Here is a 25,334-nt window from a genome sequence, read left to right on the forward strand (position 1 = left end):
CTCACGATGCAGCCTCTTTCCGACGAAGCGCCGCTGGCCCTGTTCGAACTGCTTCACAGCGAGACGGCCGTCGCGTCCGGCGACCTGACGCTTGCGGTCCGGACCTGGGGCGACCCCGCACGCTCACCGGTCGTGCTCGTGCACGGCTACCCTGACGACAGCAGCGTCTGGCAGCACGTCGCGCCGCTGCTCGCGCGCAAGCACTACGTGATCGCCTACGACGTGCGCGGCGCGGGCCTATCCGGCGTGCCGAAGCGCACGGCCGACTATCACCTCGCGAAGCTGACCGACGACTTCATCGCGGTGATCGACACGCTCTGCCCCGGCCGCGCGGTGCACCTGATCGCGCACGACTGGGGCTCGATCCAGGGCTGGGAATTCGTCACGGATCCGCGGCTCGCCGGCCGCATTGCGTCATACACGTCGTGCTCGGGGCCGTGCCTCGACCACGTCGGCTTCTGGCTGCGCGAACGCGTGCTGCGGCCGACGCCCGCGTCGTTGGCCAAGCTCGGCAGCCAGCTCGTGCGCTCGTGGTACGTCTACCTGTTCCACCTGCCGTTCATCCCCGAGCTGAGCTGGCGGCTGTGGCTCGGCCGCGCATGGCCGCGCCTGTTGCGCCGGCTCGAGAAGACGCCGGCCGCCCCGCGCGCGACGCAGGCCGACGACGGCGCGCGCGGCGTGCGCCTCTATCGCGCGAACTTCATCCGCTGCCTGTTCGCCCCGCGCGAGCGCTACGCGCACGCTCCCGTGCAGACGATCGTGCCGCTCGGCGACAAGTACGTCAGCCCGGCGCTGTCGGAGAACCTGTCGCGCTGGGTGCCGCAGTACTACCGGCGCGAAGTCGCGGCCGGCCACTGGCTGCCGCTCGCCGATCCCGCGCGCTTCGCGGCCCTCGCCGAGCAACTGATCGACGCGGTCGAATCGGGCGACGAGCCGCCCGCGCTCGCGAACGCACGCCGGCACGCCACCAGCGGCCGCTTCAGCGGCAAGGTCGCGGTCGTCACCGGCGCGGGCAGCGGCATCGGCCGCTGCGCGGCGCTCGCGTTCGCCCGCGAAGGCGCGACCGTCGTCGCGTGCGATATCGAGCTGGCGAGCGCCGAGCGCACCGCGCTGCTGCTCGGGCTGACCGGCGCGCACGCATACGCGAAATGCGTGGACGTCGGGTCCGCCGACGAGATGGAAGCGCTCGCGACGTGGGTCGGCAGCGAACTCGGCGGCGCGGACGTCGTGATCAACAACGCGGGCATCGGCATGGCCGGCGGCATTCTGGACACGACCGCCCACCACTGGGAGCACATCCTGCACGTGAACCTGTGGGGCGTGATCCACGGCTCGCGGCTGTTCGCCCGGCAGATGGCCGCGCGCGGCACCGGCGGCCACATCGTCAACACCGCGTCGGCCGCCGCGTTCGGGCCGTCGCGCGACCTGCCCGCATACGCGACGACGAAAGCCGCCGTGCTGATGCTCAGCGAATGCATGCGCGCGGAACTCGCGGAGAAAGGCATCGGCGTGACGGCCGTGTGCCCGGGCTTCGCGGAAACCGGAATCATGGCGTCGACGCAATACGCGGGCGCCAATGCTCGGGACGAGGCACGGCTGCGCAAACGCGCGACGAAGCTGTACCAGATGCGCGGCCTGAAGCCCGAGACCGTCGCGCAGGCAATGGTCGACGGCGTGCTGCGCAACCGGCCGGTCGTGGCGGTGGGCGCCGAGGCGCATGCGCTGCGCGTCGTGGGCCGCTTCATGCCGTGGCTCGGCCGGATGCTCGCTCGCATCGGCATGGCATCGCATTGACGGCGCAGGCCACCGCACCGAAACGGAGACACAGATGACCGCTACCGCCGACCATCACAAGATCAAGGCCCGGCACGTGAAGTTCGACTTCAGCGACACGCCGATCACGTGGGTGCCGAACGACCCGTGCAGCACGCACATCATCAACACGCTGAACCTGCTGTTCCCGGAAGGCGAGCTGTGGTTCTGCCGCGTGTACAACAAGGCGCTGCCGCACATCACCGATGCACGCCTGCGCGACGAAGCCGAAGGCTTCCTGCGCCAGGAAGCCGTGCATTCGCGCTCGCATGGCGGCGTGCTCAGGCATTACTACGACCGGCACGGGATCGACACGAAGCCGTTCACGCAGAAGCTGAACTGGCTGTTCACGCGCGTGATGGGCGAAGCGCCGTTCGGACTGAAGATCGGCCACACGCGCTTCTGGCTGCGGCAACAACTCGCGGTGATCGCGTCGCTCGAACATTTCTTCGGCTATCTCGGCAACTGGGTGCTCAATGCGCACGGGCTCGACGAAGGCCACGCCGACCCGACGATGGTCGACCTGCTGCGCTGGCACGGCGCGGAGGAAGTCGAGCACCGCACCGTCGCGTTCGACATCTACAACCACGTGGGCGGCAACTACCCGGAGCGCTGCCTGCACATGGCGTTCGTGATCGTGCTGCTGCTCTACTTCATCACGAGCGGCGCAAGGTTCATGTACCGGCGCGATCCGGCCGCGGGCCGCTATCCGGGTTTCGTGCTGTCGTGGTGGAAGGGTTCGCGGCGCAGCCACCTGCCGTCGTTCTGGAAAGTGATCGGCGCGGCGCTGCGCTATTTCAAGCCGCGCTATACGCCGCACCATGAAGGCTCGACCGAGCAGGCGCTCGCCTATCTGGCCCACTCGCCCGCCGCGCAGGCGGCCGCGCACGGCGGCAACTGGGGCACGACGAAGGGCGCGTGAACGGATGTCCGAGCGAGGTCGGCTGCCGGTTTGTAACGCCCTAGGCGGGCGGCGCCCGCCGAAGTGCGTACAATCGCGGCTTCATTTCCCGGAGGTGCCGCGATGGCCATGAAGAAAACCGATCTAGAAAAGAACAAGGCGCTCAAGCTGACGCAAGCGATGAAGCAGTCGAACGCCGCGCGCTTCGGCAAGGGCGCCGAGGAAGCGCCGAAGCTCGATCGCCGCGCGCAGCGCAAGCTCGACCAGGAACAGGGCCTCGTGCCGTTCGCGTGCAAGCTCAACGCCGATCTCGTCGAGCAGCTGAAGGCGCGCGCCGCCACGCATCCGGACGGGATGACGGGCCTGCTGTCCGAACTGCTCGTGAACGGCCTCGCCCAGCGCGACGCGTGACTCGCCCCGCATCTCGAAAATAGTCGTTGACAACGCCGTACGACATCGACAAACTCGTTCGCATGCCTACGTTCAAGCTCATCGCCATCGCGAATCATTGCCCGGTGAACATTCGAAAGAATGGATCACGGGAGGCGCTTGTGCGTTAGCATCCGAGCAGTACCGCATGTCACACAAGGCCTCACCGGAAACGGATGAGGCCTTTTTGTTCTGGTGCGCGTCATCCGTCCGGCTCAACGAATGGAGCAGACGATGGACCAGGCAAGCCCGTTGTTCGACCGTCCCGACCGTCCCGATACGCGCCGCGCCGGCGCGATCACGTTACCGACCGTCGTGATCCGTTTCGCGGTTGCGCCGCGCACGACCCTGACCTGGCGCGCGCCGAGCGATGCGGAAATTCGTGCGCACGGCGCGCCGCTGTGGATCACGCGGCCGCCGAGCATCGACGATTACTGGGTGCAACCCGGCGACGTGCTGCGCATCGCGCGCGGCGATCGCATCTGGCTCGGCACCGATGACGACCGGGCGGCCGAAGCGTCGATCACAACGGCGTACGTGCGGCGCGGCGAACGGTTGAGACGCACGCTCGCGCAAGTGCAACGTTTGCTCGTCGGACGATGGCGAAGAAGGGAGTGACGATGCGAGCTCACGCGCGCAACGAGGCACCGGAGCGCGCGGAATCACCGCATCCGGAAACAGACGCACCGGCGCCGCAATGCGTCGCCGGTGCGCATCGAATACGCGGCACGCCCATGCGTGCCGCGCGCGATCGCGCGCCGTGCGCAACCAACCCTCACATGCATTGCATGCATCGGTTCAGGTGCTGGCGGCGAGACGCGGGCCCGTGCCACGGGGAGCGGAATCAAGATCGGGGCGTTGCGCGGCATGCGAGGTCACCCACGGGTCGATGCCTTGTTTTTGCACTTCCTCGAGAAATGACACGCGTGTACGCCAGTAATCCGCTTGTAATTTCGCATCGATGACGCGCTGTTCGGCTGCGAACAGTTCCATGCGCGCCGTCACGAGCATCGACGCAGCGGTTTTTTCCGGCGTGGGGGCGTGCCGCATCGCCCAACGGCTGATCCAGTTCAACATGCTGACCTCCGTGATTACGGACGAATCCGCATCGGGCAATCGCAATCGGTCGCCCCTGCCCGAATGCGCAGCGACCGTCACCACACTTCACCGCCTGGCCTGCACGGACTGCGACTCCCCCGCGTCGGCAATAACCGGCCGGCGTGTGTGCGCGGTGTATCTATCCTAGAAAGACTTGCCGGTTTACGCGATGACCTCTTGCAATCTTTTACACAGAAACCACAGTCGCGCCCGCATCGAGAAATGACAGTTGCGGACGGGACGGCTTCGGAGCAGGATAGCCCGATATCTGCAACTGCCCGGACCGACCAACGGTCGCCGCACGCCGCTGCGCACCCGCGCCGGCCATGCGCGCGCGTTCGCGCATCCTTCTCGCCGCCCCGCGTTCGTCCAGCATGCGGGTGCTCCATTGCAGTCGCATGTCATCGTGCGGCGTCCGCGCGTCCTTCATGCCGTTGTGCCCGCATCGGCCGACACGGCCCGCCCCGCCATCGAATCGTTTCCATCGTTTCCGCCTGCCCGCTTCGTCCAAACCGGTAAAATGCGCGCCGTCCTCGCGCGGCCGGCCTGTCCGACCGTTCGCGCGAACGCAGCCGATCGTGCCCCGCAACTATATCGTCCGAGCTATCCGCGCTATTACAATCCGCCGATAGCGCGGCAATAGTGGCTGGTTACAGTACGCCGGCCGCGCGCTGCCGTTACAACAATTCGGCACCAACAACAAGCAACACGACAACCCGACCGGAGAAACGCCTACATGGAATCCATCAAGCGGTATTTCGGCTTCGCTGAAGCCGGCACCGATTTCCGCACCGAAATACTCGCGGGCGTCACCACATTCCTGACGATGGCCTACATCATCTTCGTCAACCCGGCGATCCTCGGCGACGCCGGCATGCCGAAGGAATCCGTGTTCGTCGCGACCTGCCTCGTCGCGGCGCTGGCGTCGCTCATCATGGGGCTGTATGCGAACTACCCGATCGCCTGCGCGCCGGGCATGGGCCTGAACGCGTATTTCGCGTACACGGTCGTCAAGGGGATGGGTTTCACGTGGCAGGCCGCGCTCGGCGCGGTGTTCATCTCCGGCTGCCTGTTCCTGCTCGTCACGCTGTTCCGCGTGCGCGAGGCGATCGTCAACGGCATTCCGAAATCGCTGCGCATCTCGATCACCGCCGGCATCGGCCTGTTCCTCGGCATCATCTCGCTGAAGACCTCCGGCGTGATCGTCGGCAACCCGGCCACGCTCGTCACGCTCGGCGATTTGCACAAGCACGACACGATCCTCGCGATCATCGGCTTCTTCACGATCGTCACGCTCGACCATCTGCGCGTGCGCGGCGCGATCCTGATCGGCATCATCGGCGTGACGATCCTGTCGTTCTTCTTCGGCGACAACCAGTTCCACGGCGTGTTCTCCGCACCGCCGTCGATCGACGCGACGCTGTTCAAGCTCGACATCGGCGCCGCATTGTCGACCGGCATCATCAACGTGATCCTCGTGTTCTTCCTCGTCGAGCTGTTCGACGCGACCGGCACGCTGATGGGCGTCGCGAACCGCGCGGGGCTGCTCGTCGAAGGCAAGATGAACCGCCTGAACAAGGCGCTGCTCGCCGACAGCACCGCGATCGTCGCGGGCTCGGTGCTCGGCACGTCGTCGACCACCGCGTATATCGAAAGCGCGTCGGGCGTGCAGGCCGGCGGCCGCACGGGCGTGACGGCGATCACCGTCGCGGTGCTGTTCCTCGCGTGCCTGTTCATCGCGCCGCTCGCCGGCGTCGTGCCGGCCTACGCGACCGCGCCCGCGCTGCTGTACGTGTCGTGCCTGATGCTGCGCGAGATGGTCGACGTGCCGTGGGACGATGCGACCGAAGCCGTGCCGGCCGCGCTGACCGCGCTGCTGATGCCGTTCACGTACTCGATCGCGAACGGCGTCGCGTTCGGCTTCATTTCGTATGGCGGCCTGAAGCTGCTGACGGGCCAGGCCCGCACGGTCAAGCCAGTCGTGTGGATCATCGCGGCCGTGTTCCTGTTCCGCTTCTTCTATCTCGGCAGCGAGTGACGCACGCGCACCGGTGCGATGCGCGATGAAACTACGCCACCTTCGGGTGGCGTTTTTGTTGGGGTATGGGCATCACGTGTCCGCCTGCCGCAGTACCCAGTGCGCGAAGGTCTGCAGCGGACCGTCGCCCATCTCCAGCGCGTCGGGCAACACGAGACAGAAGCGCTTGACCACGCCTCGACCATCGGGCCAGGGCGCCGCGAGCGATCCTTGCGCGATCTCTGCGTCGACATAGAGCCGCGGCACCAGCGCGACGCCGAGCCCGGCCAGCGCCGCCGCGATCAGCATCGAGTACAGATCGTAGCGCGCGCCGGCGGCCGGATTGCTCACCGGCAACCCCGTCTCCTGCACGTACGCCGACCACGCATCCGGCGTCTGGCGCTTGTGCAGGCGCGGCAGCGTGCCCAGCAACGCGTCCGGATCCCCACCCGCGAGCAGCGACGGATGGCAGACCGGCACCAGCACCTCCTCGCACAACCGGTACGTATGCATGCCGGCCCATGCCGGATGCTCGAAATGAATCGCCGCATCGAATCCGCTGCCGGCCAGCACGAACGGCTCGGCGCGATCGGCGAAGTGCACGGTGATGTTCGGATGCTGCGTCTGGAAACCCTTGAGCCGTGGAATCAGCCAGCGCGTCGCAAACGTCGGCGTCACGGCGATATCAACGCTGCCGCCGTCGCCGGGCTGCCCCATCATGTACTGGCTGTCGCGCTCGAGCCGATCCAGCACTTCGCGAACCTGCGCCGCGTAGCGCGCGCCGTTGGGCGCCACCCGAACGCGGTTGCCGACCCGCTCGAACAGCGACACGCCCAGGAACATCTCCAGCCGGCCAATCTGCCGGCTGATCGCGCCTTCGGTCAGCGCCAACTCGTCGGCGGCACGCGCGAAGCTCCCATGCCGCGCCGCGGCCTCGAATGCCATCAATGCCGAATTGCTCGGAATCCTGCGTCGCGTCACGATTGCTCCCGGTGCGACCCGTGCGGGTCATAGTTGATCAAATGTCATTGAGCGGTGACGAATCATCGTTTTTCACCCATCCATCGGCTAATTATCATGACAAAAACTCAACCAGTCGAGCGGCTATCCATCCCGAAGGCCGCTTGCTACCCGTGGAGGTGTGATGATCTATGCCGTTGAATGCAGCATCGCCGAGCCGGCTGTCGAAGCCGAGTGGAACGACTTCTACAGCCGCGTCAAACTGCCGGCGCTGATTTCCGTGCCCGGCTTTCGCACGTCGCAACGCTTTCGTGCCGTCGATGGCGACGGCCCCGTCTACCTTGCGCTGCACACGATCGACAGCGCCGACGTGCTGACGTCGGCCGATTACCGCGACAAGGGCGGCGGCAATTTCGCGCGCTGGCAGCCGCACATCGTCGAGTGGCGCCGCAACGTGTACGACAGCTCCGCACCGGCGCCGGCCGTCTCCGGCAATCAATGGCTGGCCGTTTGCGACAACGCTGCCCCGTTCGCGCAAGCGGGAATCGCCGCCACGGCCCTGCATGCGATCGCGCTGGACCATCTGCCGGCCGCTCGCTGGCTGGCCGTGCTGGATCAGGATCAGGCGCGGCTCGCGTCCCGCGCCGGGATCCGGCTTTATGCACCGATGGGCGACCGGCTCGTCAGCGCGCCGGCATCGGCAACTGCACACTGACGGGAGTCCGGCCATGCCCAGCATCACGATTCTCATTCCCGACGCGAACATGCCGGCGAACGCGGCGCTCGACGGACTGTCGTCGGCCTGCGAGACGCTCTGCACGGACGTGCTGAGAGCCGCGCCCGGCGCGATTCACGTCGCTTATGTGCCGATCCGGCACGGCTGCGGACATCCAGTCAGCGCGGAGATTCGCTTTCGCATCACATCGTTTCGCACCACTGAATTGATGGATCGGTTCATGGCCGAACTGGATCGCGAGATTCTCCGCCACACCGGATGCGTCGCACGCATTCGCTGCTTCGGCTACGACACCACCCACCTTCACGCGCGACATTGACCCATGAGCACATCCATTCCCCGCCTGTCGTTTTCGCGTCGTCAGGTCGGCGATTTCTCGGTGACCGCGATCAGCGACGGCACGCTGACGGCCGGCCTCGAGCTGCTGTCGAACATCGACGTGGACGATGCGGCCGGCATCATGCATCGCGCCGGCATACACGCGCCGTCGCGCGTCAACATCAACTGCTACGTGATACGGGGGAAAGGCCGCACCGCGCTCGTCGACACCGGTGCCGGCGGCATCCGGAACTGGGGCGGCCTGCTGCGTCCGTCGCTGGCGCACGCCGGTATTGATGAACGCGACATCGACACGATCCTGCTCACGCACGCGCATCCCGACCACATCGGCGGTCTGCTCGACTCAGACGGACAGCCGGCCTTTTCGCAAGCGGCGGTGCTCATTCATGAACGGGAACGCGCGTTCTGGCTGGACGACGACGCGTACGAGCGGGCAAGTGAACGCGCACGCGTGAATTTCCAGATCGCACGACGGACCTTCGACGCTTACCACGCGCAACTTCGGACGATCGAGGCAGGCGACGTACTGCCGGGCATCGTCGCGGTGCCGCTACCGGGGCACACGCCGGGCCACACCGGCTACCGCATTGAATCGCACGGCGAGCGCCTGCTGATCTGGGGCGATCTCGTGCATTTCGCGCCGATCCAGGTCGCCCGGCCCGACGTGTCGATCGCGTTCGACCAGGATCCGTCGCAGGCATCCGCGACGCGCGCGGCCACGCTCGCCGAAGTCGCTTCGGACAACGTGTTGATTGCGGGCATGCACCTCGCCGATACGGGCTTCGCACGCATCGCGCGCACGAATGGTGCAACCGACGGCGCGTATGCGCTCATCGGGGCGGATTGACGGAAACGGAACGCAGGCACGCCATCGCGCCGCACGATATTCGAATCGTGCCGCGCATCATCCCGCGCCAAGCGGGGCATCGGACCAGCATGCGCCGATACGACACGGGCGCCGGTATGCGGCGCCCGCTCCGTCGCTGCCCGGTCGTCCGGTTCAGCGCCCGTTCGCCTCGTAGAAGCGCACGTAGCCGCTGCGCAGCGTCAGGCATTGCGCGCGCGTTTCCGACAGCAGCCGCCGCGCGGCCGCCTCGATCCGCTCGCGGTGCTGATCGTACGCACCGACCATGTCCTCGAAGCGCGGCGATGCCGCACCGAAATGATCCTCCAGCGCCTCGGCGGTGATCTGACATTGGACGCGCTCGCCATTGACCAGCGCCGTGAATCCAAGCATCAGGTCGCGCCCCGAATATTCGGGCTTTTCATTCGTGAAATGAATTTGCATGGGAGCCGCCTATCGGCCGGTAGAAAGCAAATCACCGCGTCCGACGTCCGCTACCGGCCGGACGAAAATGTACGCGGGCTCGCCGGCGGAGGCACGGATCCACGGAGCGTATGGCGCGGACAATGCATGCCGGTTGCATTCCACTTTAGACGGTTTCGCGCAGGAGGCAAATTTACGACGTGCGTCGTTCCGACGCGCATTTCCTCTGACCAGCGCAACATCCGACACCGTTTTCCGAACGGCGTCAGTGAGGGTCCGTGGGCCAGATGTTCAGCGAAATCGCGGCGGTCGTGGCCCCCACCGCAATGGCGGCGGCCCCGTATTGCACCGCGTCGCTCAAGTCGAACAGCAAACCGTGGATCGCCACGGCGATGCCGCCCAACATGATGAAGGTGGCGATGGCCGCCAGCACGACTCTCAGTTCCGTCCGAACCATGATGCGTCTCCCGAACGGATGCATGTCACGTCGCATGCATGTTGCGATGCGGAACACGGCGCGTGCGTGCTCCGCTTTCATCATTGCAGGCGGGCGCTTAAAAGCAAGGGGTTTTTATACCCGGTCGCACAACGCGCGCCGCGCTTGTATGATGAGGCGATATCGATGGCGGCGGCCCCCGTGACGGATGGTGCGGTGCAAGGCATCCACATGGGTCGCTTGCGATGCAGGGGCCCAAACAAGCGCCGAAGTGCCAAGCTGGGACGACCGCGAAGCATGGGACCAGAGCAAGCGCTGAAGCGCTAACTCTGATCGACAGGAGACAAGACATGCCTCAACCTTTCGTGCTGCCCGCCACCGCGGGCCGCAACGACCTGCTCGCGCAGGCGCATGCCCGTTCGACCTCGGTCGGCCTGCGCGCCAACGAGCGCCCCGATTTCTCGCCGCTGTCGCGCGTCGCGCTGCGCGAACTGCTCGACACGAACCACGCACTGTTCGCGCACGCTCGCCCGGTGATGGAGAACCTCCACGCGCAGATCGCCGACACGCAAAGCCTCGTGCTGCTCACCGATGCCGACGGCGTGATCCTGCACAGCATCGGCGACGCGGACTTCATCGAGAAAGCCAACCGCGTCGCGTTGTGCACCGGCGTGTCGTGGGCCGAAGGCGCACGCGGCACCAACGCGATCGGCACCGCGCTCGCGTCGGGCCAGGCGCTCGCCGTGCATGGGTCCGAACACTTCCTGCGCGCGAACCATATCCTCACCTGCTCGTGCGCGCCGATCATCGACCCGTTCGGCCGCACGCTCGGCACGCTCGACGTAAGCGGCGACCCGCGCGGCTTCAGCCCCCATACGCTCGCGCTCGTGCGAATGTCCGCGCAACTGATCGAGAACCACCTGTTCGCGAACCAGTGCGCGGAAGCGCTGCGGCTGCGCTTCCACGCACACGAGGATTGCGTCGACTCGCTGTTCGCCGGGCTCGTCGCGTTCGGCCCCGACGGCGGGCTGATCGCCGCGAATCGCAGCGCGCAATTCCAGCTCGGCGCAACGTTCGATGCTTTGCAGCATCGCGGTTGCGACGCACTGTTCGGCATGCACTTCGGCCAGCTCGCACAGCAGGCCGCCGGCGCCGCCGGCGCACCGTTTCGCCTCACACTGTCGACCGGCGTGCGCGTGCTCGCGCGCTGCGAATTCGCGGAGGCGCACAAGACGACCATCGCCGTCTCGCCGCCCGCCCTCGCCGTGCGCTTGCGCGCGCCGGACCCGGACGCAATCACGTTCGCGACGCTCGACACCGGCGACGCGCGGATGGCCGCCGTGCTCGAACGCGTCGCGAAGATTCGCGGACGCGACCTGCCGCTGCTGATCCTCGGCCAGACCGGCACCGGCAAGGAATGGCTCGCACGTGCGCTGCACCAGGCGTCGCCGCGCGCGGACGGCCCGTTCGTCGCGGTCAACTGCGCGGCGCTGCCTGATTCGCTGATCGAGGCCGAACTGTTCGGCTATGAGGACGGCGCATTCACCGGCGCGCGCAAGCGCGGCAGCCCCGGCAAGATCGCGCAGGCCGACGGCGGCACGCTGTTTCTCGACGAAATCGGCGACATGCCGCTCGCGCAGCAGGTCAGGCTGATGCGCGTGCTGCAGGAGCGCGCGGTGATGCCGCTCGGCGGCGCACGCGCGGTGCCGGTCGACGTGCGCGTGGTCTGCGCGACCCACCGCGACCTGCGCGCGATGATCGCGGAAGGCACCTTCCGCGAAGACCTGTTCTACCGGATCAACGGACTCGCGGTCACGCTGCCGGCGCTCGCCGCGCGCACCGACCTGCCCGCGCTGGTCGAGCGGATCCTCGCGCGGCTCGCGCGCAGCGAACCGATGCCAAGCAGCGTCGCGGCCGACGTGCTCGATGCGTTCATGCGGCACCGCTGGCCCGGCAACCTGCGGCAAATGACCAACGTGCTGCGTACGGCCGGCATGCTCGCCGAAGACGAACCCGAAATTACGCTCGCGCATCTGCCCGACGATTTCTGGCTCGACTGCGACGACTCGCCCGCCGCGGAAGCCGCACCGGCCGACACGCGCGAAGCGACGACGCTGCAGAGCCACCAGGCCGCTGTGATCGACGCGGTGCTCGCGCGGCATGGCGGCAACGTATCGGCCGCCGCGCGTGAGCTCGGACTCGCGCGCAATACCGTGTACCGCTACCTGCGGCGACACTGACGTCGGGGTCGGCCGCCCCGTGGGCGCCGGCCACAGACGGCTTCGGGTATGCTTGGCGCTTGCCTTGCTGCCGCCGCGCCGCCCGCTTCGACCCATGACCGATCCCGACCACCCGCCCCTCGTGCGCATCGAGCCGCTCGGCGCGACGTTCGACGCCCCCGATTCGCTGACGCTGCTCGAGGCGGCCGCGTTCGCGCACGTCCGGCTGCCGCGCTCGTGCCGCAACGGCACGTGTCGAAGCTGCCTGTGCAGGATCGTCAGCGGAAGCGTACGCTACACGATCGAATGGCCGGGCCTCACCCGCGAGGAAAAGGCCGACGGCTATACGCTGCCGTGCGTGGCCGTCGCGACCTCCGATGTCGTGCTCGACGTGCCCGATGCGGAAATGATCGACTGAATGCGGCGCGCGGCCGCGCGCCATCCTGCAACGATGATGCCTGCCTGGAGAACGTGATGACCCCGCCAACCGATCGCATCGAGAAACAAGCGTTGCTCGCCGCGCCGCCGGCGCGCGTCTGGGAAGCCGTCAGCAATGCCGGGGAATTCGGCACCTGGTTCGGCGTGACGTTCGACGCGCCGTTCGTGGCCGGCCAGTCGATGTTCGGCCGCATCACGCCGACGCTCGTCGACGACGACGTCGCCAAGGCACAGGAGCCGTACGCGGGCACTGTATTCGAAATCGTCGTCGATCGCATCGAACCGAAGCAACTGTTCTCCTTTCGCTGGCATCCGTTCGCGATCGATCCGAACTTCGACTACGCGTCCGAGCCGATGACGCTCGTCACCTTCACGCTCGCGGAAACCAACGACGGCACGCTGCTGACGGTCACCGAAACGGGTTTCGATCAACTGATCGAAGCGCGCCGTGCGAAGGCGCGCGAGATGAACGACCAGGGCTGGGCCGCACAAATGACGCTGATCATGAAATATCTGGCGAAGCACGCATAGCGCGCCACAACGCCGCATGCCCCATGCCGACATGCGCATCGACGTGCGTGGCATAATCCGCTCCATCGTCGCCCCTACGCCGCCGCACATCGCATGTTGAGTCGTCGACTCCGGAAGATCGTCAGTCTGATCGGGATGCTCGCCATCCTGATGACCGCGCTCGCGCCGACGATCTCGCAGGCGCTGACCACACACGACCGCGTCGACGCGCTGCTTGCCGGTTACTGCACGGCCGGGCCGGCTGGCGGCGACCACGCCGGCGATGCGCCGTCGAAGCGCCTGCAGGCCCATCTGCAGGCTTGCGGCTACTGCAACCTGCTTGCCCATACGCCTGCCCTGCCCGCGCCCGAACTCACGTTCGCGGCCCACGTTCACCTCCTCCAGCATCGCGCAGCCACCCGCTTCGAAAGCCTGCGCCGCGCGCTGCCGCTCACGGCCGCGCAACCGCGCGCCCCGCCGTTCACGTCCTGATTCGTCGTCACCGCGCGTGATGCCATAGCGCATCGCGCCGTCCGCACGCGCGCTGCGCGTGCATGCCGTGTCACGTTTCGAAGGACGCTCATGTTCGACCCTATTGCTCGCGGCGACGTGCCGTGCATGCGCTCGCCCGCTTCCGGCGATCCCGCATGCGCGAACGCGCGGCCGCACGTCGAATGCATCGTTCTCCTTGTCATTTCCAACCGGACCATCCCGTCATGAAAACCACTGCATTCCTGCGCGGCGCACTCGTCGCACTCGGCTTCGTCATCGCACAGGCCGCTCATGCGCACGCGCACCCGAAAACCATGGAACCGGCGGCCGACGCCACGTTGTCGAGCGCGCCGCACGCGGTCACGATCGACTTCAGCGAAACGCTCGAGCCCGCATTCAGTTCGATCGCGGTCACCGACAGCCACGGCCAGTCGGTCGCCGACGGGAAATCCGCGGTCGATTCCGGCAACCGGAAGCGAATGCATGTAGCGCTGACAACCCTCGCGGCCGGCACGTATACGGTCGCGTGGATCGCGGTGGCGAGCGACGGCCATCGCACGCAGGGCCGCTATACGTTCACGCTGAAGTAACGCCTCCGCGACCCGCGCGGCACGCTTCCCTACCCGATCAGGAACACACTCGATGAAACGCTCGATTCCGACCAGCCTGCTGTTTGCACTGCTCGCACTCCAGGCGCCCACCACGTTCGCCGCGCCGACCATACAGGCCGATGCGTGCTGGATCCGCACGATGCCGGCAGCAGTGCCGTCGTCCGGCTACTTCACGCTGAAGAACGACGGCGACAAAGCCGCCACCCTCACGAGCATCGATACGCCCGCGTTCGGGATGGCGATGATCCACGAAACGCAGACGGCCGGCAGTACCGCGAAGATGGTTCACGTCGACGCGGTCGACGTGCCCGCCCACGGTACGGTGACGTTCAAGCCGAAGCGCTATCACGTGATGCTGGAGGAACCGCGCCAGCCGGTCGCGCCCGGCGCGAAGGTGCCGTTCCGGCTGCATTTCGCCGACGGCTCGACCGTGTCCGTGACCTGCGACGCGAAGGCGCCGTCCTACGCCGGCCAGTAACCCCGCATACGCAACGACCGAGGGAGACGCACATGAGCAACGAACGCCTGCGGCTGGCTGACCTGATCGTCCGCTACCGGACGCCGCTGAATATCGCCGTATTGATCGTCTGCGGGTTATGGGCGGCGTGGATCGCATGGATCACGCGGCCGGCCGCGATCGATACGCCGTCGTCGATCGCCGCCTACTGCGTGCGTGACGCGAACTGATCGCCAGCACCGGCGGCGTCGTTCACGCCGTCTGTTCGTCCGGCGTGCGCCGGCTTCATCGCGGCTTCGGCGTCAGCCCGTCGCCGCGTGCGGCCGAGCGCGCCAGCGGATTGCCGTTCGTCGGGCTCGGGATCAGGCTGCTGACCGCGCGGCACGCCTGACGATCCGCACGGCGGCCGCCTGCGCCGAAACACAACGCAACGCCGTCAGGCCTTCGACGCAGCCAATACGGCCGACACCTCGCCGAACGAAGGCCGCGCGTCGATATCCTCGTTCAGGCAGGCGGCCGCCAGCGCGTCGAGTGCGTGCGAACCTTCCCATGCACGCGGCTCGCAGCGCGCCAGCAACTCGCCGAGCAGATAACCGAACGCCCTGACTTCCAGCCGTTCGAGCCGCGCTGCGCGCACGCGGTCGTTCACATCGTAGACCGACGCCGCGCCGAAATCGCCGAGCAGCGCGCCGCCGCCGCCATCGTGCAGGATGTTGTGCGCGTACAGGTCGCCGTGCATGATGCCGCGCGCGTGCAAATGCGCGGCGACCGACGCGATGCCGAGCGCGATCCGCGCTGCCGCGGCCGGCTCGAATCGCGCGTCGGCCGCATACACGTCGCGCGTACAGGACGCGAAGCTCGGCGGCCCGGCGAGGTTCGTCAGCGCCGGATCGACCAGTTCCATCACGAGCCCGTGCGTGCCGTCCGGATGACCGCGCACCTTGCCGATCACCGGAATCATGTTCGGGTGCCGGCCAGCATGCAGGCAGGCCGCCATTTCGCAGTCGGGCAGGCCGTCGCTCGTCACCGCCCCCTTGAACAGCTTGACCGCGACCGCACGCGGCGCGTGGCCGTCCGGGCGCCACTGCGCGCGGTAGATGACGCCCGATGCGCCTTCGCCGAGCTTCTGGTCGCAGGCGAGCGACGTCCAGTCGATGTCCGCGACACCCGGCTCCGCCGACGCGGCGGCCTCCGGCGCGGCGCCGAACGGGTTGCCCGCGGACGCGAGCCATGCGAGGCGCGGCAGACGCAGCAACCACTCCGGCAGCGCGTCGAGCCGGTTCGCCGACAACCGGACCAGTTCGAGCGAACGGCAGGCGGCCATTTCGGCGGGCAACGCACGCAGCCGGTTGCCCGCGAGCATCAGCTTCTGCAAGCGCGAACAATCGCCGATATCGGCCGGCAGTTCGTCGATTGCGTTGTCGGTCAGGATCAGCCAGCGCAGCGCGCGCGGCAGCGAACCGCGCGGCACCGTGCGGATCCGGTTCGCCTTGAAGCCGACCATGTCGAGCTGCGCACACGTGCCGAGGACTTCAGGGAATTCGGTGAAGCCGTTGCCGGAGGCGAACAGGATGCGCAGGCGATGCAGCCGCGACAGGTCGTCCGGCAGCGTGGAAAGCGCATTGCCGGACAGGTCGAGCACTTCGAGCGTGTCGGCCAACTCGAAGATCTCGCGCGGAAATTCGGTCAGCCCGCATGCGAGCTTGAGTTGCCGGGCGCCCGACAGCTGGCCGGTCTGCAGTTGTTCGAGGGTCGTCGTCACGGGGAGAAAAGGGTTGCGGTTGCGATGGTCGTCGGATCGATCCGACGAATTTTACCGGGATCGCTTGCGCCTCCTCGCGATCGTGTCACCCCCCCTTCACAAATGCGCAATGTGACGCTAGAATTGCGCCCCTGCAGTGCCGACGTGGTGAAATTGGTAGACACGCTATCTTGAGGGGGTAGTGGCGAAAGCTGTGCGAGTTCGAGTCTCGCCGTCGGCACCAAACATGGTTTCTCCGTGTTTCGGGCATGTGCAAAAAACCGCGACAGCGCAACGCTTCGCGGTTTTTTTGTTTCCAGCACGTTGCACAGGCCGTTATCCGACCCACGACCTGATATTCGCGCGCATCGCGCCGACCGAGATCCCGTAGCGCTCGTGCAGCGTCGGCAACGCGCCCGCGGCGAGATACGCATCGGGCAGCGCGATCTGGCGGAACGGTACGGCAACGCCGGCTCCAAGCAATGCAGTCGCCACCGCTTCGCCGAGTCCGCCGATCACCGTATGGTTCTCCGCGACGATCACCATGCGTCCGTTGCGCGATGCCTCGCGAACGATGGTCGCCGTATCGAGCGGCTTGATCGTCGGCACGTGCAGCACGGCCACATCGATGCGATCTGCTTCAAGCGCCTTCGCAACCTCGAGCGCGCGCATCGTCATGATCCCGGACGAGATCAGTAGCACGTCGTTGCCGTCGCGCAGCACCTTGGCCTTGCCGAGTTCGAAACGGTAATCGTATTCGTCGAGCACGACCGGCACGTTTCCACGCAGCAGGCGCGCATATACCGGCCCCTTGTGCGCGGCAATCGCCGGCACCATTTGCTCGATGTCCAGCGCGTCGCACGGATCGATCACCGTCATGTTCGGCATCGCACGCATCAGCGCAAGGTCCTCCGCCGCCTGATGGCTTGGCCCGTAGCCGGTCGTGAGCCCCGGCAACGCACACACCAGCTTCACGTCGAGATTGTCCTCGGCGATCGCCTGGTGAATGAAGTCGTATGCCCGGCGTGTCGCGAACACCGCATAGGTCGTGACGAACGGCTGCGCACCTTCGTGCGCGAACCCGGCGGCGGCGCCCATCAGCAATTGCTCCGCCATGCCCATCTGGTAGTAACGCTCCGGAAATTCCTTCGCGAAAACGTGCAGGTCGGTGTACTTGCCAAGATCGGCCGTCATGCCGATCACGTTGCCGTTCGCGCGTGCAAGACTCGCCAGCGCGTGGCCGAACGGGGCGGAGCGCGTCGCCTGGCCCTCGGCCGCGATCGACGCGATCATTGCGGAAGTCTTCAGGCGTGGCTTGTTGTCGACGGTACTCATGCGTGTCTCCCTGCTTCGAGTGCGTCGAGCGCGAGCTTCCACTCGTGTGCGTCGACGCGAATGAAATGGCTCTTCTCGCGTGCTTCGAGGAACGGCACGCCGCACCCCATCTTCGTGTCGCAGACGATGATGCGCGGCTGCGGCTCGGCATGCCGGCGCGCATTGTCGAACGCGCGCTTCACGGCATCGATGTCGTTGCCGTCCACGCGTTGCGTGTACCAGCCGAACGCTTCGAGCTTGTCGACCAGCGGCTCGAACGCCATCACTTGCGTCGAAGGGCCATCGGCCTGCTGGTTGTTCACGTCGACGATCGCGATCAAGTTGTCGAGCTTCCAGTGCGCGGCCGACATGAGCCCCTCCCAGATCGCGCCTTCGTCGAGTTCGCCGTCCGAAAACAGCGTATAGACGAACGCATCCGAGCCGTTGCGCTTGAGACCGAGACAACGGCCGACCGCAATCGTCAGGCCCTGCCCGAGCGAGCCGCCGGACATCTCCATCCCCGGCGTGTAGCTCGCCATTCCCGACATCGGCAAGCGACTGTCGTCGCTGCCATAGGTTTCGAGTTCGTCGGCCGGCAGGATGCCGGCTTCGAACAGCGCCGCATACAGCGCGATCGCATAGTGGCCGTTCGACAGCAGGAAGCGGTCGCGCCCTTCCCACTCGGGATCGTCGGGGCGATAACGCATCGCGCCGAAATACGCGACGGCCAGCACGTCGGCGATGTCGAGCGCCTGGCCGACATAGCCCTGGCCCTGGACTTCGCCCATCAGCACGGCGTTTCTGCGGATGCGGTACGCGCGCTCGGCGAGCGTGACCGTTTCATGGATCGTTTCGGTATCCATCGATAACTCCAGTATTGGATCGGAAGGCATGCAGGTCGAATCAGCGGTTCACGGATCGGGGCACGAGGAACACCAGCAGCGCGCCGAACGTGATCGCAACGGAGATGAACACGAGGCCGGCGGTGGACTTGCCGGTCAGGTCGTTCAGCCAGCCGACGATCGCCGGCGAGAAGAAGCCCGCGAGGTTCGCGAAGCAGTTGACCGCGGCGATGCCCGCCGCCGCCGACATCCCGCCCAGCAACGCGGTCGGCAGCGACCAGAACTGCGACGACGACGCGAGGATGCCGGCGGACGCAATGCTCAGGCACACGATCGACGCGCCGACGCTGCCGAGCATCGGCAACGTCGCGAAGCCCGCCGCCGCGACCAGCATCGGCACCGCGAGATGGAGGCGGCGCTCGCGGCGACGATCCGCGCTGATGCCGATCAGCGGCAGCGCGACGATCGCACAGGCATACGGAATCGCGGTGAACAGGCCGACCCACAGCGGATCGGCCACGCCGGCCTTGCGAATGATCGTCGGCAGCCAGAACGTGAGCCCGTACTGCCCGAGCACGACGCAGAAATAGATCGCGGCCATCAGCCACAGGCGGCGGTCGGCGACGAATGCACGAATCGACAGGTGAGCGGTCGTGTGTTCGGCATCCGCCGAGACGTTGCGCGTCAGCAAGGCCTTTTCGGCGTCGGTCAGCCATTTCGCGCCGGCGATGCCGTCGTCGAGATACAGCAGGATCGCGAAGCCGAGCACGAGCGAAGGCAGCGCCTCGAGCAGGAACAGCCACTTCCAGCCCGCCATCGACATCGCGCCGTGCAGCGAGTGCATGATCGCGCCCGACAGCGGGCCGCCGATGATCCCGGCGAGCGGAATCGCCATGAAGAACATCGACAGCGCCTTCGCGCGACGCGCCGACGGAAACCAGTACGTGAGGTACAGGATCACACCCGGCGCAAAACCCGCCTCGGCGACGCCGAGCAAAAACCGCAGCGCATAGAATGCGCCGGGCGACTTGACGAACACGAAGCTGGCCGAAATCACGGCCCACGTCAGCATGATGCGCGCGAGCCAGCGGCGCGCGCCGACGCGATGCAGGATCAGGTTGCTCGGGACTTCGAACAGAAAGTAGCCGAGAAAGAAGATGCCTGCGCCCATCCCGTATACCGTCTCGCTGAAGCGCAGGTCGTTCAACATCTGCAGTTTCGCGAATCCGACGTTGACGCGGTCGAGATACGCGCCCAGATAGCACAACATCAGGAACGGGATCAGCCGGCGTGCGACCTTCGCATACGTGGCCGCCTCGAACGTCCGTGCATCGTCCCGTTGCAGCAGCTCGCCCTGAACCGGCGATGCGGGGTACTTTGCTCTCATCTTTGTCTCCTGCCATGGCCCCGGGTTGTCCCGGGTGCATGATGGTCGGCGCCGCGCGCTTCGCGGCGCCGTTCTCAGTGAATCAGCATCCCGCCATTGACGTCGAGCGTGATGCCCGTCAGATAGCTCGACAGGTCGCTCAGCAGGAACAGGCACGCATTGGCGACATCGGCGGCATCGCCGAGGCGGCCGAGCGGAATGCCCCTGATGATCTCCTCGCGCATTTCCGGCGTCAGCTTGTCCCCGGTGATGTCGGTCTGGATCAGGCCCGGCGTGATCGAATTGATGCGGATATGGTCGGCGCCGAATTCACGTGCCATCGCCTTCGCGAGGCCGAGCACGCCGGCCTTGGCGGCGCTGTAGTGCGGCCCGCCGAAGATGCCGCCGCCGCGCTGCGCGGACACCGACGACATGCACACGATGCTGCCGCCGCGCTGCTCCTTCATCGCGGGCAGCACCGCTTGCGACATGTACAGCGTGCCGCGCAGGTTCACGTCGACGATCGCGTCGAAGTCGCGCCCGGAGATGTCCATCGTGCGCACCGGCTGCGTGATGCCGGCGTTGTTCACGAGGCCGTCGATACGCCCATGGCGCTCCAGCGTCGCGCGGGCCGCGGCCACGCACGCATCGCGATCGGTCACGTCGCAAGCCAGCCCGAGATGGTCCGTCCCGAGTTCGGCGGCGGCCGCCTCGGCGTCTTCGCGACGAAGGTCGAGAATCGCAATGCGCGCGCCTTGGGCGGCGAGCGCGCGGGCGGTGGCCCTGCCGATGCCGCGCGGCGACGCCGCGCCGGTCACGATGATGGTCTTGTTGGCGAGCAACATCGTTTGTCTCCTGTGTTGATGTGTGTCCAGAGTGTCGGCTCACCCGACACCTGCATCAACGCGGAAACGCTCAGCCATGGTTGAGAAAATTTCAGGTGAAGCCGCACAGCCCGTCGCAAGCGTGCTGCAACGCAATATTGCGCGCAGACCGGAGGCGCTTCGCTCAGTTCGCTCGCCCGTGACCCGCGACTTCCCGCTCGATCCAGGCGAGGAAGCGCTTCACGCGCGGCAGTTCCGCGTTCTGCCGCGGGTAAACGAGATGATGCGCGCCGACTTCGACCGCGTGCGTTGCGTCGAACACCGGCACCAGCCGCCCTTCGCGAATCTTGACCGACGCAAGCATCAGGCTTTCGAGCGCGATGCCGAGGCCCAGCGCCGCGGTTTCGAGCGACATGTACGAGCGGTCGAATGAAAAATCGAAGGTCTTCTGGGCGGCGAGCGATACGCCGGCCCGGCCGAACCACTGCTTCCACTGCACCAGCGGCGTTTCGGAATAGATCAGCCGATGCGCGAGCAGGTCTTCCGGCGCCTTCACCGGATACCGCTCGAGGTATTGCGGCGAGGCGAGCGGCGCAATGAACTCGCCGCGCACCGTCCGGACCTCGAGGTTGTCCCAGTTGCCGTAGCCGTGCCGGACGTCGATATCGTAAAAGCCGTTGGAGAACGATACGTTTTCGTAGGAGCACGCCAGGTTCAGCTGGATATCGCCGTTCGCCTCCTGAAACGACGACAGCCGCGGCAGCAGCCACATCAACCCGAAGCTCGGGCTCGAATGCACGCGCAGGATGTCCACTTCCGTGCGGCTGGACGCACGCTCGGTTGCGCGGCTCAAATCGGCGAGCGACCCGGTGACGTCCGTCAGGTAGCGTTCGCCGGTCGGCGTGAGGACAAGGCCGCGCCCCGAGCGCTGGAACAATGGCTGACCGATCTGCGATTCGAGGTTGCTGAGCTGATGGCTCACGGCGGACGCGGTGAGGCCGAGTTCTTCCGCCGCGCGATTGACGCTTTTGGTCCGGGCGACACTTTCGAACGCGATGATGGCCTTGAGCGGCGGGATGCGCATGTTGGAATCCGTTGAAGAGAGCAGTTCGCCCGACGGGCCGGTGTCGGCGTCGCAGCATCGGGCGGGTAAGGGCGATTCGGTCGTTCGCGCGTCAATTCTAGAACGCCGGTCGCGAAGTGGTTGTGCCTCGCCTGCGTCCCTTTCCACCTTGCATAAGAACTATTCGTTTCCATAAAACCAGACCGGCGCCTAGACTGCAAGCGATCCTTGGCCCCAGTCCGGAGAAGCCCGATGTCCCTGAACGACGACGCAACCTTCTGGCACAACGCCAGGCAGCACCTGATCCGCTACGGCGGCACGTTCGAGCCGATGATCATCGAGCGCGCGCAAGGCAGCTTCGTCTACGACGCCGACGGCCGCGCGATCCTCGATTTCACGTCCGGCCAGATGAGCGCGGTGCTCGGCCACGGCCATCCGGAGATCGTCTCCGTCATCGGCGAATACGCGAGCAAGCTCGATCACCTGTTCAGCGGGATGCTGTCGCGCCCGGTCGTCGACCTCGCGACGCGCCTCGCCGACATCACGCCGCCCGGGCTCGATCGCGCGCTGCTGCTGAGCACCGGCGCGGAATCGAACGAAGCGGCGATCCGGATGGCGAAGCTCGTCACCGGCAAATACGAAATCGTCGGCTTCGCGCAGTCGTGGCACGGGATGACGGGCGCGGCGGCGTCCGCCACGTACAGCGCCGGCCGCAAGGGCGTCGGCCCGGCCGCCGTCGGCTCGTTCGCGATTCCGGCGCCGTTCACGTACCGGCCGCGCTTCGAGCGCGGCGGCACGTACGACCCGCTCGCCGAACTCGACTACGCATTCGACCTGATCGATCGCCAGTCGAGCGGCAACCTCGCCGCGTTCATCGCGGAGCCGATCCTCAGCTCCGGCGGCATCATCGAATTGCCGGAAGGCTACATGGCGGCGCTCAAGCGCAAGTGCGAGGCGCGCGGGATGCTGCTGATCCTCGACGAAGCGCAAACCGGCGTGGGACGCACCGGCACGATGTTCGCGTGCCAGCGCGACGGCGTGACGCCCGACATCCTCACGCTGTCGAAGACGCTCGGCGCGGGGTTGCCGCTCGCGGCCGTCGTCACGTCCGCGCGGATCGAGGAGCGCGCGCATGAACTGGGCTACCTGTTCTATACGACGCACGTGTCGGATCCGCTGCCGGCCGCGGTCGGCCTGCGCGTGCTCGACGTGGTGCAGCGCGACGGCCTCGTCCAGCGGGCGAACGTGATGGGCGACCGGCTGCGGCGCGGGTTGCTCGACCTGATGGAGCGCTTCGACTGCATCGGCGACGTGCGTGGACGCGGACTGCTGCTCGGCGTCGAGATCGTCAAGGATCGCCGGACGAAGGAGCCGGCGGACGGGCTCGGCGCGAAGATCACGCGCGAGTGCATGAACCTCGGGCTCAGCATGAACATCGTGCAGTTGCCCGGCATGGGCGGCGTGTTCCGGATCGCGCCGCCGCTGACCGTCAGCGACGAAGAGATCGATCTGGGCCTGTCGCTGCTGGAGCAGGCGATCGCACGCGCGCTGTAACGCCCTGCGCTACCTCGCACGCGCCGCCGCGCCGGTTCGAACGGCCGGCGCGACGGGCGCGTGGTGTCTCTTCGATCAACGCGCTTCGGCCGCCCAGGCTTCGGCGTCGGCGCCGGCCGGGATGCGCATCGGGCACGACGGATCGGTCGCCGCGCGCCATACGGCTTCGGCGACGTCCCGCGCATGCGTAATCGGCGCGGATGCGTCGACCATGCGCGTAAAGGCCGCCGCCGCAAACTCCGCATAAGCTTCGTGCTCGAAGCCGTGCATGTGCACGCGCGCGTTGTCGGCGAAGCGCGTGTCCGGTGCACGGCCCGGCAGCACGAGACGCGCGCGCACGCCGAACGGTTCGAGTTCGAGCGCCATCGATTCGGTGTACGCATTGACCGCCGCCTTGCTGGCGCGATAGGCGGCGACCAGCGGCAGCACCTTCAACGTGACGCTCGACGTGACGTTCACGACGACGCCGGCCCCGCGCCGGCGCAACTGCGGCAGCACGGCTTCCGTCACCGCGATCGTGCCGAGCGTGTTGGTCTCGAACAGCGCGCGCACGGTGTCGAGCGGCATCAGTTCGGCCGGCGCGGCCGCGCCGAAACCCGCATTGTTGACGAGTACGTCGATCGGGCCGGCGGCGTCGATCGCCGCGCGGATGCTGTCGGGGTTCGTGACGTCGAGCGCCAGCACGCGCAGATGCTCCGACGGCGGCAGGACGTCCTCGCGCGGCGTGCGCATCGTCGCGACGACCTGCCAGTCGCGGGCCAGGAAATAACGGGCGATCTCGAGGCCGAAGCCGGAGGAACAGCCGGTGATCAATACGGTCTTCATGCGAACTCACTCCTGTGACGTGTTGGGCATGTGTTCGTACGATAGATGGCTGCATCCGTATTCGCTACAATCGAAAATCCGATTTTCTTTTGCGAGAGTCCGGCGATGATCGATCCGCTAGCCGAGGTCGTGACGCTGCTGCAGCCAAGCACGCGGTATTCCAAACTCGTTCACGGCGCGAGCCCCTGGCGCATCAGCCGGACGGTCGCCGGCGAGCCGTTCTATTGCGTGGTGCTGGAAGGCGGGTGCCGGGTCGCGATCGACGGGCATCCGCCGATCGAGCTGCTGCCCGGCGATTTCGTGCTGATTCCGGCGGCCTACGGCGTCGCGATATCCAGTCTCGAACTGCCGCCGCCGGGCGTCGAAACGGCCGCGCCGGTCGTGCTCGACAACGGCGAATACCGGATCGGCGATGCGCGCCGTCCGGTCGACGCGCGCCTGATGGCCGGCCACTGCAGCTTCAGTTCGCCCGACGCGGCGCTGCTGGTGTCGCTGCTGCCGCAATACGTGCACGTGCGCGGCGAACCGCGCCTGACCACGCTCGTGCAACTGGTGCGGGACGAATCGCGTGCGCAGCGGCCGGCGCGCGAGCTCGTGCTGTCGCGCCTCGTGGAAGTGCTGCTGATCGAGGCATTGCGGTTTTCGGCGGACACGGGCACATCGCCCGGCCTCGTGCGCGGTCTCGCCGACAGTCGTCTCGCCGCCGCGATCCGCGGGATGCACGAACGCCCCGCGCACCCGTGGACGGTCATCGAGCTCGCGAAGGAAGCGGCACTGTCGCGTTCGACCTTCTTCGAACGCTTCAGCCGCGCGGTCGGCGTCGCGCCGATGGAATACCTGCTCACATGGCGCATGGCGCTCGCGAAAAACCTGCTGCGCCGCGACGACGGGCGCATCGCGGAGATCGCCGGGCGCGTCGGCTACAGTTCCGCGAGCACCTTCAGCGTCGCGTTCACGCGGCACGTAGGCCGGCCGCCCGCGCAATATGCGCGCGACGAACGCGCGGCGGCGAGCGACGCATGACCCGCACCCGCCACCGCCATCCCGCGACCTGCGTACACTACCGGTCACGCAACGACGATG

The 25,334-nt window shown here is 66.9% G+C and carries 29 protein-coding genes and 1 tRNA gene; 18 read left to right on the forward strand and 12 right to left on the reverse strand.

The genetic code is table 11. The features are described 5' to 3' along the window. The first annotated feature begins 6 nt into the window (after window positions 1-6). The 4 genes from SB786_RS09425 to SB786_RS09440 all read left to right on the forward strand — a co-directional run bounded on the left by SB786_RS09425 (window position 7) and on the right by SB786_RS09440 (window position 3,760). On the forward strand, window positions 7-1,794 hold the full coding sequence (locus SB786_RS09425; RefSeq protein WP_410727226.1) for an SDR family oxidoreductase: 1,788 nt from the start codon (window positions 7-9) through the stop codon (window positions 1,792-1,794). Window positions 1,795-1,828: 34 nt separating this feature from the next. Then, a complete protein-coding gene (locus tag SB786_RS09430) occupies window positions 1,829-2,734 on the forward strand; it encodes a metal-dependent hydrolase (protein WP_410727227.1) in 906 nt (301 codons plus the stop codon). A 102-nt stretch (window positions 2,735-2,836) separates the two neighbouring features. After that, entirely contained in the window at window positions 2,837-3,124 is a 288-nt protein-coding gene (locus SB786_RS09435) for a hypothetical protein (protein ID WP_006757696.1), read from the forward strand. Window positions 3,125-3,376: 252 nt separating this feature from the next. Next, a complete protein-coding gene (locus tag SB786_RS09440; RefSeq protein ID WP_410727228.1) occupies window positions 3,377-3,760 on the forward strand; it encodes a DUF2917 domain-containing protein in 384 nt (127 codons plus the stop codon). Window positions 3,761-3,940: 180 nt separating this feature from the next. Here the strand turns inward: SB786_RS09440 and SB786_RS09445 are convergent, their stop codons facing one another. Together SB786_RS09445 and SB786_RS09450 are read right to left on the reverse strand one after the other, a co-directional pair. Then, on the reverse strand, window positions 3,941-4,219 hold the full coding sequence (locus SB786_RS09445) for a hypothetical protein (protein WP_006757698.1): 279 nt from the start codon (window positions 4,217-4,219) through the stop codon (window positions 3,941-3,943). A gap of 208 nt (window positions 4,220-4,427) precedes the next feature. Continuing rightward, window positions 4,428-4,616 carry a hypothetical protein gene (locus tag SB786_RS09450; RefSeq protein ID WP_410727229.1) on the reverse strand — a complete coding sequence of 63 codons (189 nt, stop codon included), beginning with the start codon at window positions 4,614-4,616 and terminating at the stop codon, window positions 4,428-4,430. Between the two features lie 360 nt (window positions 4,617-4,976). Between SB786_RS09450 and SB786_RS09455 the strand changes: the two genes are divergently transcribed. Then, window positions 4,977-6,278 carry an NCS2 family permease gene (locus tag SB786_RS09455; protein WP_410727230.1) on the forward strand — a complete coding sequence of 434 codons (1,302 nt, stop codon included), beginning with the start codon at window positions 4,977-4,979 and terminating at the stop codon, window positions 6,276-6,278. Between the two features lie 72 nt (window positions 6,279-6,350). Here SB786_RS09455 and SB786_RS09460 read toward each other — a convergent pair whose 3' ends face one another. Continuing rightward, window positions 6,351-7,202, reverse strand: a complete 852-nt coding sequence (locus SB786_RS09460; RefSeq protein ID WP_410727378.1) for a LysR substrate-binding domain-containing protein — start codon at window positions 7,200-7,202, stop codon at window positions 6,351-6,353. Window positions 7,203-7,401: 199 nt separating this feature from the next. On the opposite strand from SB786_RS09460, the gene SB786_RS09465 reads away from it, so the two are divergent. From SB786_RS09465 to SB786_RS09475, 3 genes are read left to right on the forward strand one after another with little or no spacing between them, the layout of a single operon-like run. After that, on the forward strand, window positions 7,402-7,932 hold the full coding sequence (locus tag SB786_RS09465; RefSeq protein ID WP_410727231.1) for a sugar ABC transporter: 531 nt from the start codon (window positions 7,402-7,404) through the stop codon (window positions 7,930-7,932). Window positions 7,933-7,945: 13 nt separating this feature from the next. Beyond that, window positions 7,946-8,272 carry a hypothetical protein gene (locus SB786_RS09470; RefSeq protein WP_410727233.1) on the forward strand — a complete coding sequence of 109 codons (327 nt, stop codon included), beginning with the start codon at window positions 7,946-7,948 and terminating at the stop codon, window positions 8,270-8,272. A gap of 3 nt (window positions 8,273-8,275) precedes the next feature. Then, window positions 8,276-9,139: an MBL fold metallo-hydrolase gene (locus SB786_RS09475; RefSeq protein ID WP_410727234.1), complete on the forward strand. Its 864-nt coding sequence runs from the start codon at window positions 8,276-8,278 to the stop codon at window positions 9,137-9,139. 153 nt (window positions 9,140-9,292) lie between these two features. Here the strand turns inward: SB786_RS09475 and SB786_RS09480 are convergent, their stop codons facing one another. Beyond that, on the reverse strand, window positions 9,293-9,580 hold the full coding sequence (locus SB786_RS09480; protein WP_006749463.1) for a DUF1488 domain-containing protein: 288 nt from the start codon (window positions 9,578-9,580) through the stop codon (window positions 9,293-9,295). Between the two features lie 244 nt (window positions 9,581-9,824). Next, window positions 9,825-10,016, reverse strand: a complete 192-nt coding sequence (locus SB786_RS09485; RefSeq protein WP_006757700.1) for a DUF2964 family protein — start codon at window positions 10,014-10,016, stop codon at window positions 9,825-9,827. Between the two features lie 329 nt (window positions 10,017-10,345). Here SB786_RS09485 and SB786_RS09490 point away from each other — a divergent pair, with 329 nt between their 5' ends. The 7 genes from SB786_RS09490 to SB786_RS09520 all read left to right on the forward strand — a co-directional run bounded on the left by SB786_RS09490 (window position 10,346) and on the right by SB786_RS09520 (window position 14,952). Beyond that, window positions 10,346-12,235 (forward strand): sigma-54-dependent Fis family transcriptional regulator, encoded by a 1,890-nt coding sequence (locus SB786_RS09490; RefSeq protein WP_410727235.1) that lies wholly within the window; start codon window positions 10,346-10,348, stop codon window positions 12,233-12,235. Window positions 12,236-12,329: 94 nt separating this feature from the next. Then, the gene (locus tag SB786_RS09495) at window positions 12,330-12,632 is read left to right on the forward strand and encodes a 2Fe-2S iron-sulfur cluster-binding protein (protein ID WP_006757702.1); all 303 of its coding nucleotides are present in this window, start codon (window positions 12,330-12,332) and stop codon (window positions 12,630-12,632) included. Between the two features lie 56 nt (window positions 12,633-12,688). After that, window positions 12,689-13,183: an SRPBCC family protein gene (locus SB786_RS09500; RefSeq protein WP_410727236.1), complete on the forward strand. Its 495-nt coding sequence runs from the start codon at window positions 12,689-12,691 to the stop codon at window positions 13,181-13,183. A 93-nt stretch (window positions 13,184-13,276) separates the two neighbouring features. Then, a complete protein-coding gene (locus SB786_RS09505) occupies window positions 13,277-13,654 on the forward strand; it encodes a DUF2946 domain-containing protein (protein ID WP_410727237.1) in 378 nt (125 codons plus the stop codon). Between the two features lie 224 nt (window positions 13,655-13,878). Then, on the forward strand, window positions 13,879-14,244 hold the full coding sequence (copC, locus tag SB786_RS09510) for a copper homeostasis periplasmic binding protein CopC (protein ID WP_410727238.1): 366 nt from the start codon (window positions 13,879-13,881) through the stop codon (window positions 14,242-14,244). 52 nt (window positions 14,245-14,296) lie between these two features. Beyond that, a complete protein-coding gene (locus SB786_RS09515) occupies window positions 14,297-14,743 on the forward strand; it encodes a copper chaperone PCu(A)C (RefSeq protein WP_410727239.1) in 447 nt (148 codons plus the stop codon). A gap of 32 nt (window positions 14,744-14,775) precedes the next feature. Then, entirely contained in the window at window positions 14,776-14,952 is a 177-nt protein-coding gene (locus SB786_RS09520) for a hypothetical protein (RefSeq protein WP_410727240.1), read from the forward strand. A 206-nt stretch (window positions 14,953-15,158) separates the two neighbouring features. On the opposite strand, the gene SB786_RS09525 is transcribed toward SB786_RS09520, so the two are convergent. Further along, window positions 15,159-16,484 (reverse strand): leucine-rich repeat-containing protein kinase family protein, encoded by a 1,326-nt coding sequence (locus SB786_RS09525; RefSeq protein WP_410727241.1) that lies wholly within the window; start codon window positions 16,482-16,484, stop codon window positions 15,159-15,161. Between the two features lie 138 nt (window positions 16,485-16,622). Here SB786_RS09525 and SB786_RS09530 point away from each other — a divergent pair. After that, window positions 16,623-16,707 (forward strand) — tRNA-Leu (locus SB786_RS09530). Window positions 16,708-16,799: 92 nt separating this feature from the next. Here SB786_RS09530 and SB786_RS09535 read toward each other — a convergent pair. The 5 genes from SB786_RS09535 to SB786_RS09555 all read right to left on the reverse strand — a co-directional run bounded on the left by SB786_RS09535 (window position 16,800) and on the right by SB786_RS09555 (window position 21,893). Next, window positions 16,800-17,798 (reverse strand): transketolase family protein, encoded by a 999-nt coding sequence (locus tag SB786_RS09535; RefSeq protein WP_410727242.1) that lies wholly within the window; start codon window positions 17,796-17,798, stop codon window positions 16,800-16,802. Beyond that, a complete protein-coding gene (locus tag SB786_RS09540; RefSeq protein ID WP_410727243.1) occupies window positions 17,795-18,640 on the reverse strand; it encodes a transketolase in 846 nt (281 codons plus the stop codon). Before SB786_RS09540 ends, SB786_RS09535 begins: the two co-directional genes overlap by 4 nt. Window positions 18,641-18,680: 40 nt before the next feature. Next, entirely contained in the window at window positions 18,681-20,006 is a 1,326-nt protein-coding gene (locus tag SB786_RS09545) for an MFS transporter (protein ID WP_410727244.1), read from the reverse strand. A 74-nt stretch (window positions 20,007-20,080) separates the two neighbouring features. Next, window positions 20,081-20,830: an SDR family NAD(P)-dependent oxidoreductase gene (locus SB786_RS09550; protein WP_410727245.1), complete on the reverse strand. Its 750-nt coding sequence runs from the start codon at window positions 20,828-20,830 to the stop codon at window positions 20,081-20,083. Between the two features lie 163 nt (window positions 20,831-20,993). Next, window positions 20,994-21,893 (reverse strand): LysR substrate-binding domain-containing protein, encoded by a 900-nt coding sequence (locus tag SB786_RS09555; protein ID WP_410727379.1) that lies wholly within the window; start codon window positions 21,891-21,893, stop codon window positions 20,994-20,996. A 231-nt stretch (window positions 21,894-22,124) separates the two neighbouring features. On the opposite strand from SB786_RS09555, the gene SB786_RS09560 reads away from it, so the two are divergent. After that, window positions 22,125-23,426: an aspartate aminotransferase family protein gene (locus SB786_RS09560; RefSeq protein WP_410727246.1), complete on the forward strand. Its 1,302-nt coding sequence runs from the start codon at window positions 22,125-22,127 to the stop codon at window positions 23,424-23,426. Between the two features lie 75 nt (window positions 23,427-23,501). Here the strand turns inward: SB786_RS09560 and SB786_RS09565 are convergent, their stop codons facing one another. Continuing rightward, window positions 23,502-24,251, reverse strand: coding sequence for an SDR family oxidoreductase (locus tag SB786_RS09565; protein WP_410727247.1), 750 nt, complete (start codon window positions 24,249-24,251; stop codon window positions 23,502-23,504). Window positions 24,252-24,296: 45 nt separating this feature from the next. Between SB786_RS09565 and SB786_RS09570 the strand changes: the two genes are divergently transcribed. Next, window positions 24,297-25,274, forward strand: a complete 978-nt coding sequence (locus tag SB786_RS09570; protein WP_410727248.1) for a cupin domain-containing protein — start codon at window positions 24,297-24,299, stop codon at window positions 25,272-25,274. Window positions 25,275-25,334: the final 60 nt, after the last annotated feature.

The sequence above is a fragment of the Burkholderia sp. SIMBA_062 genome, assembly GCF_046534765.1.
Lineage (GTDB): Bacteria > Pseudomonadota > Gammaproteobacteria > Burkholderiales > Burkholderiaceae > Burkholderia > Burkholderia ambifaria.

Excerpts from the sequence above, each read along its gene's own strand:
- SB786_RS09560 (WP_410727246.1), top strand. The coding sequence starts at position 22,125 with ATGTCCCTGAACGACGACGCAACCTTCTGGCACAACGCCAGGCAGCAC.
- SB786_RS09425 (WP_410727226.1), top strand. The coding sequence starts at position 7 with ATGCAGCCTCTTTCCGACGAAGCGCCGCTGGCCCTGTTCGAACTGCTT.
- SB786_RS09450 (WP_410727229.1), bottom strand. The coding sequence starts at position 4,616 with ATGCTGGACGAACGCGGGGCGGCGAGAAGGATGCGCGAACGCGCGCGC.
- SB786_RS09545 (WP_410727244.1), bottom strand. The coding sequence starts at position 20,006 with ATGAGAGCAAAGTACCCCGCATCGCCGGTTCAGGGCGAGCTGCTGCAA.
- SB786_RS09470 (WP_410727233.1), top strand. The coding sequence starts at position 7,946 with ATGCCCAGCATCACGATTCTCATTCCCGACGCGAACATGCCGGCGAAC.
- SB786_RS09555 (WP_410727379.1), bottom strand. The coding sequence starts at position 21,893 with ATGCGCATCCCGCCGCTCAAGGCCATCATCGCGTTCGAAAGTGTCGCC.
- SB786_RS09550 (WP_410727245.1), bottom strand. The coding sequence starts at position 20,830 with ATGTTGCTCGCCAACAAGACCATCATCGTGACCGGCGCGGCGTCGCCG.
- SB786_RS09460 (WP_410727378.1), bottom strand. The coding sequence starts at position 7,202 with ATGGCATTCGAGGCCGCGGCGCGGCATGGGAGCTTCGCGCGTGCCGCC.
- SB786_RS09505 (WP_410727237.1), top strand. The coding sequence starts at position 13,277 with ATGTTGAGTCGTCGACTCCGGAAGATCGTCAGTCTGATCGGGATGCTC.
- SB786_RS09485 (WP_006757700.1), bottom strand. The coding sequence starts at position 10,016 with ATGGTTCGGACGGAACTGAGAGTCGTGCTGGCGGCCATCGCCACCTTC.
- SB786_RS09440 (WP_410727228.1), top strand. The coding sequence starts at position 3,377 with ATGGACCAGGCAAGCCCGTTGTTCGACCGTCCCGACCGTCCCGATACG.
- SB786_RS09465 (WP_410727231.1), top strand. The coding sequence starts at position 7,402 with ATGATCTATGCCGTTGAATGCAGCATCGCCGAGCCGGCTGTCGAAGCC.
- SB786_RS09490 (WP_410727235.1), top strand. The coding sequence starts at position 10,346 with ATGCCTCAACCTTTCGTGCTGCCCGCCACCGCGGGCCGCAACGACCTG.
- SB786_RS09435 (WP_006757696.1), top strand. The coding sequence starts at position 2,837 with ATGGCCATGAAGAAAACCGATCTAGAAAAGAACAAGGCGCTCAAGCTG.
- SB786_RS09535 (WP_410727242.1), bottom strand. The coding sequence starts at position 17,798 with ATGAGTACCGTCGACAACAAGCCACGCCTGAAGACTTCCGCAATGATC.
- SB786_RS09565 (WP_410727247.1), bottom strand. The coding sequence starts at position 24,251 with ATGAAGACCGTATTGATCACCGGCTGTTCCTCCGGCTTCGGCCTCGAG.
- SB786_RS09475 (WP_410727234.1), top strand. The coding sequence starts at position 8,276 with ATGAGCACATCCATTCCCCGCCTGTCGTTTTCGCGTCGTCAGGTCGGC.
- copC (WP_410727238.1), top strand. The coding sequence starts at position 13,879 with ATGAAAACCACTGCATTCCTGCGCGGCGCACTCGTCGCACTCGGCTTC.
- SB786_RS09515 (WP_410727239.1), top strand. The coding sequence starts at position 14,297 with ATGAAACGCTCGATTCCGACCAGCCTGCTGTTTGCACTGCTCGCACTC.
- SB786_RS09495 (WP_006757702.1), top strand. The coding sequence starts at position 12,330 with ATGACCGATCCCGACCACCCGCCCCTCGTGCGCATCGAGCCGCTCGGC.
- SB786_RS09500 (WP_410727236.1), top strand. The coding sequence starts at position 12,689 with ATGACCCCGCCAACCGATCGCATCGAGAAACAAGCGTTGCTCGCCGCG.
- SB786_RS09445 (WP_006757698.1), bottom strand. The coding sequence starts at position 4,219 with ATGTTGAACTGGATCAGCCGTTGGGCGATGCGGCACGCCCCCACGCCG.
- SB786_RS09480 (WP_006749463.1), bottom strand. The coding sequence starts at position 9,580 with ATGCAAATTCATTTCACGAATGAAAAGCCCGAATATTCGGGGCGCGAC.
- SB786_RS09430 (WP_410727227.1), top strand. The coding sequence starts at position 1,829 with ATGACCGCTACCGCCGACCATCACAAGATCAAGGCCCGGCACGTGAAG.
- SB786_RS09570 (WP_410727248.1), top strand. The coding sequence starts at position 24,297 with ATGGCTGCATCCGTATTCGCTACAATCGAAAATCCGATTTTCTTTTGC.
- SB786_RS09455 (WP_410727230.1), top strand. The coding sequence starts at position 4,977 with ATGGAATCCATCAAGCGGTATTTCGGCTTCGCTGAAGCCGGCACCGAT.
- SB786_RS09520 (WP_410727240.1), top strand. The coding sequence starts at position 14,776 with ATGAGCAACGAACGCCTGCGGCTGGCTGACCTGATCGTCCGCTACCGG.
- SB786_RS09540 (WP_410727243.1), bottom strand. The coding sequence starts at position 18,640 with ATGGATACCGAAACGATCCATGAAACGGTCACGCTCGCCGAGCGCGCG.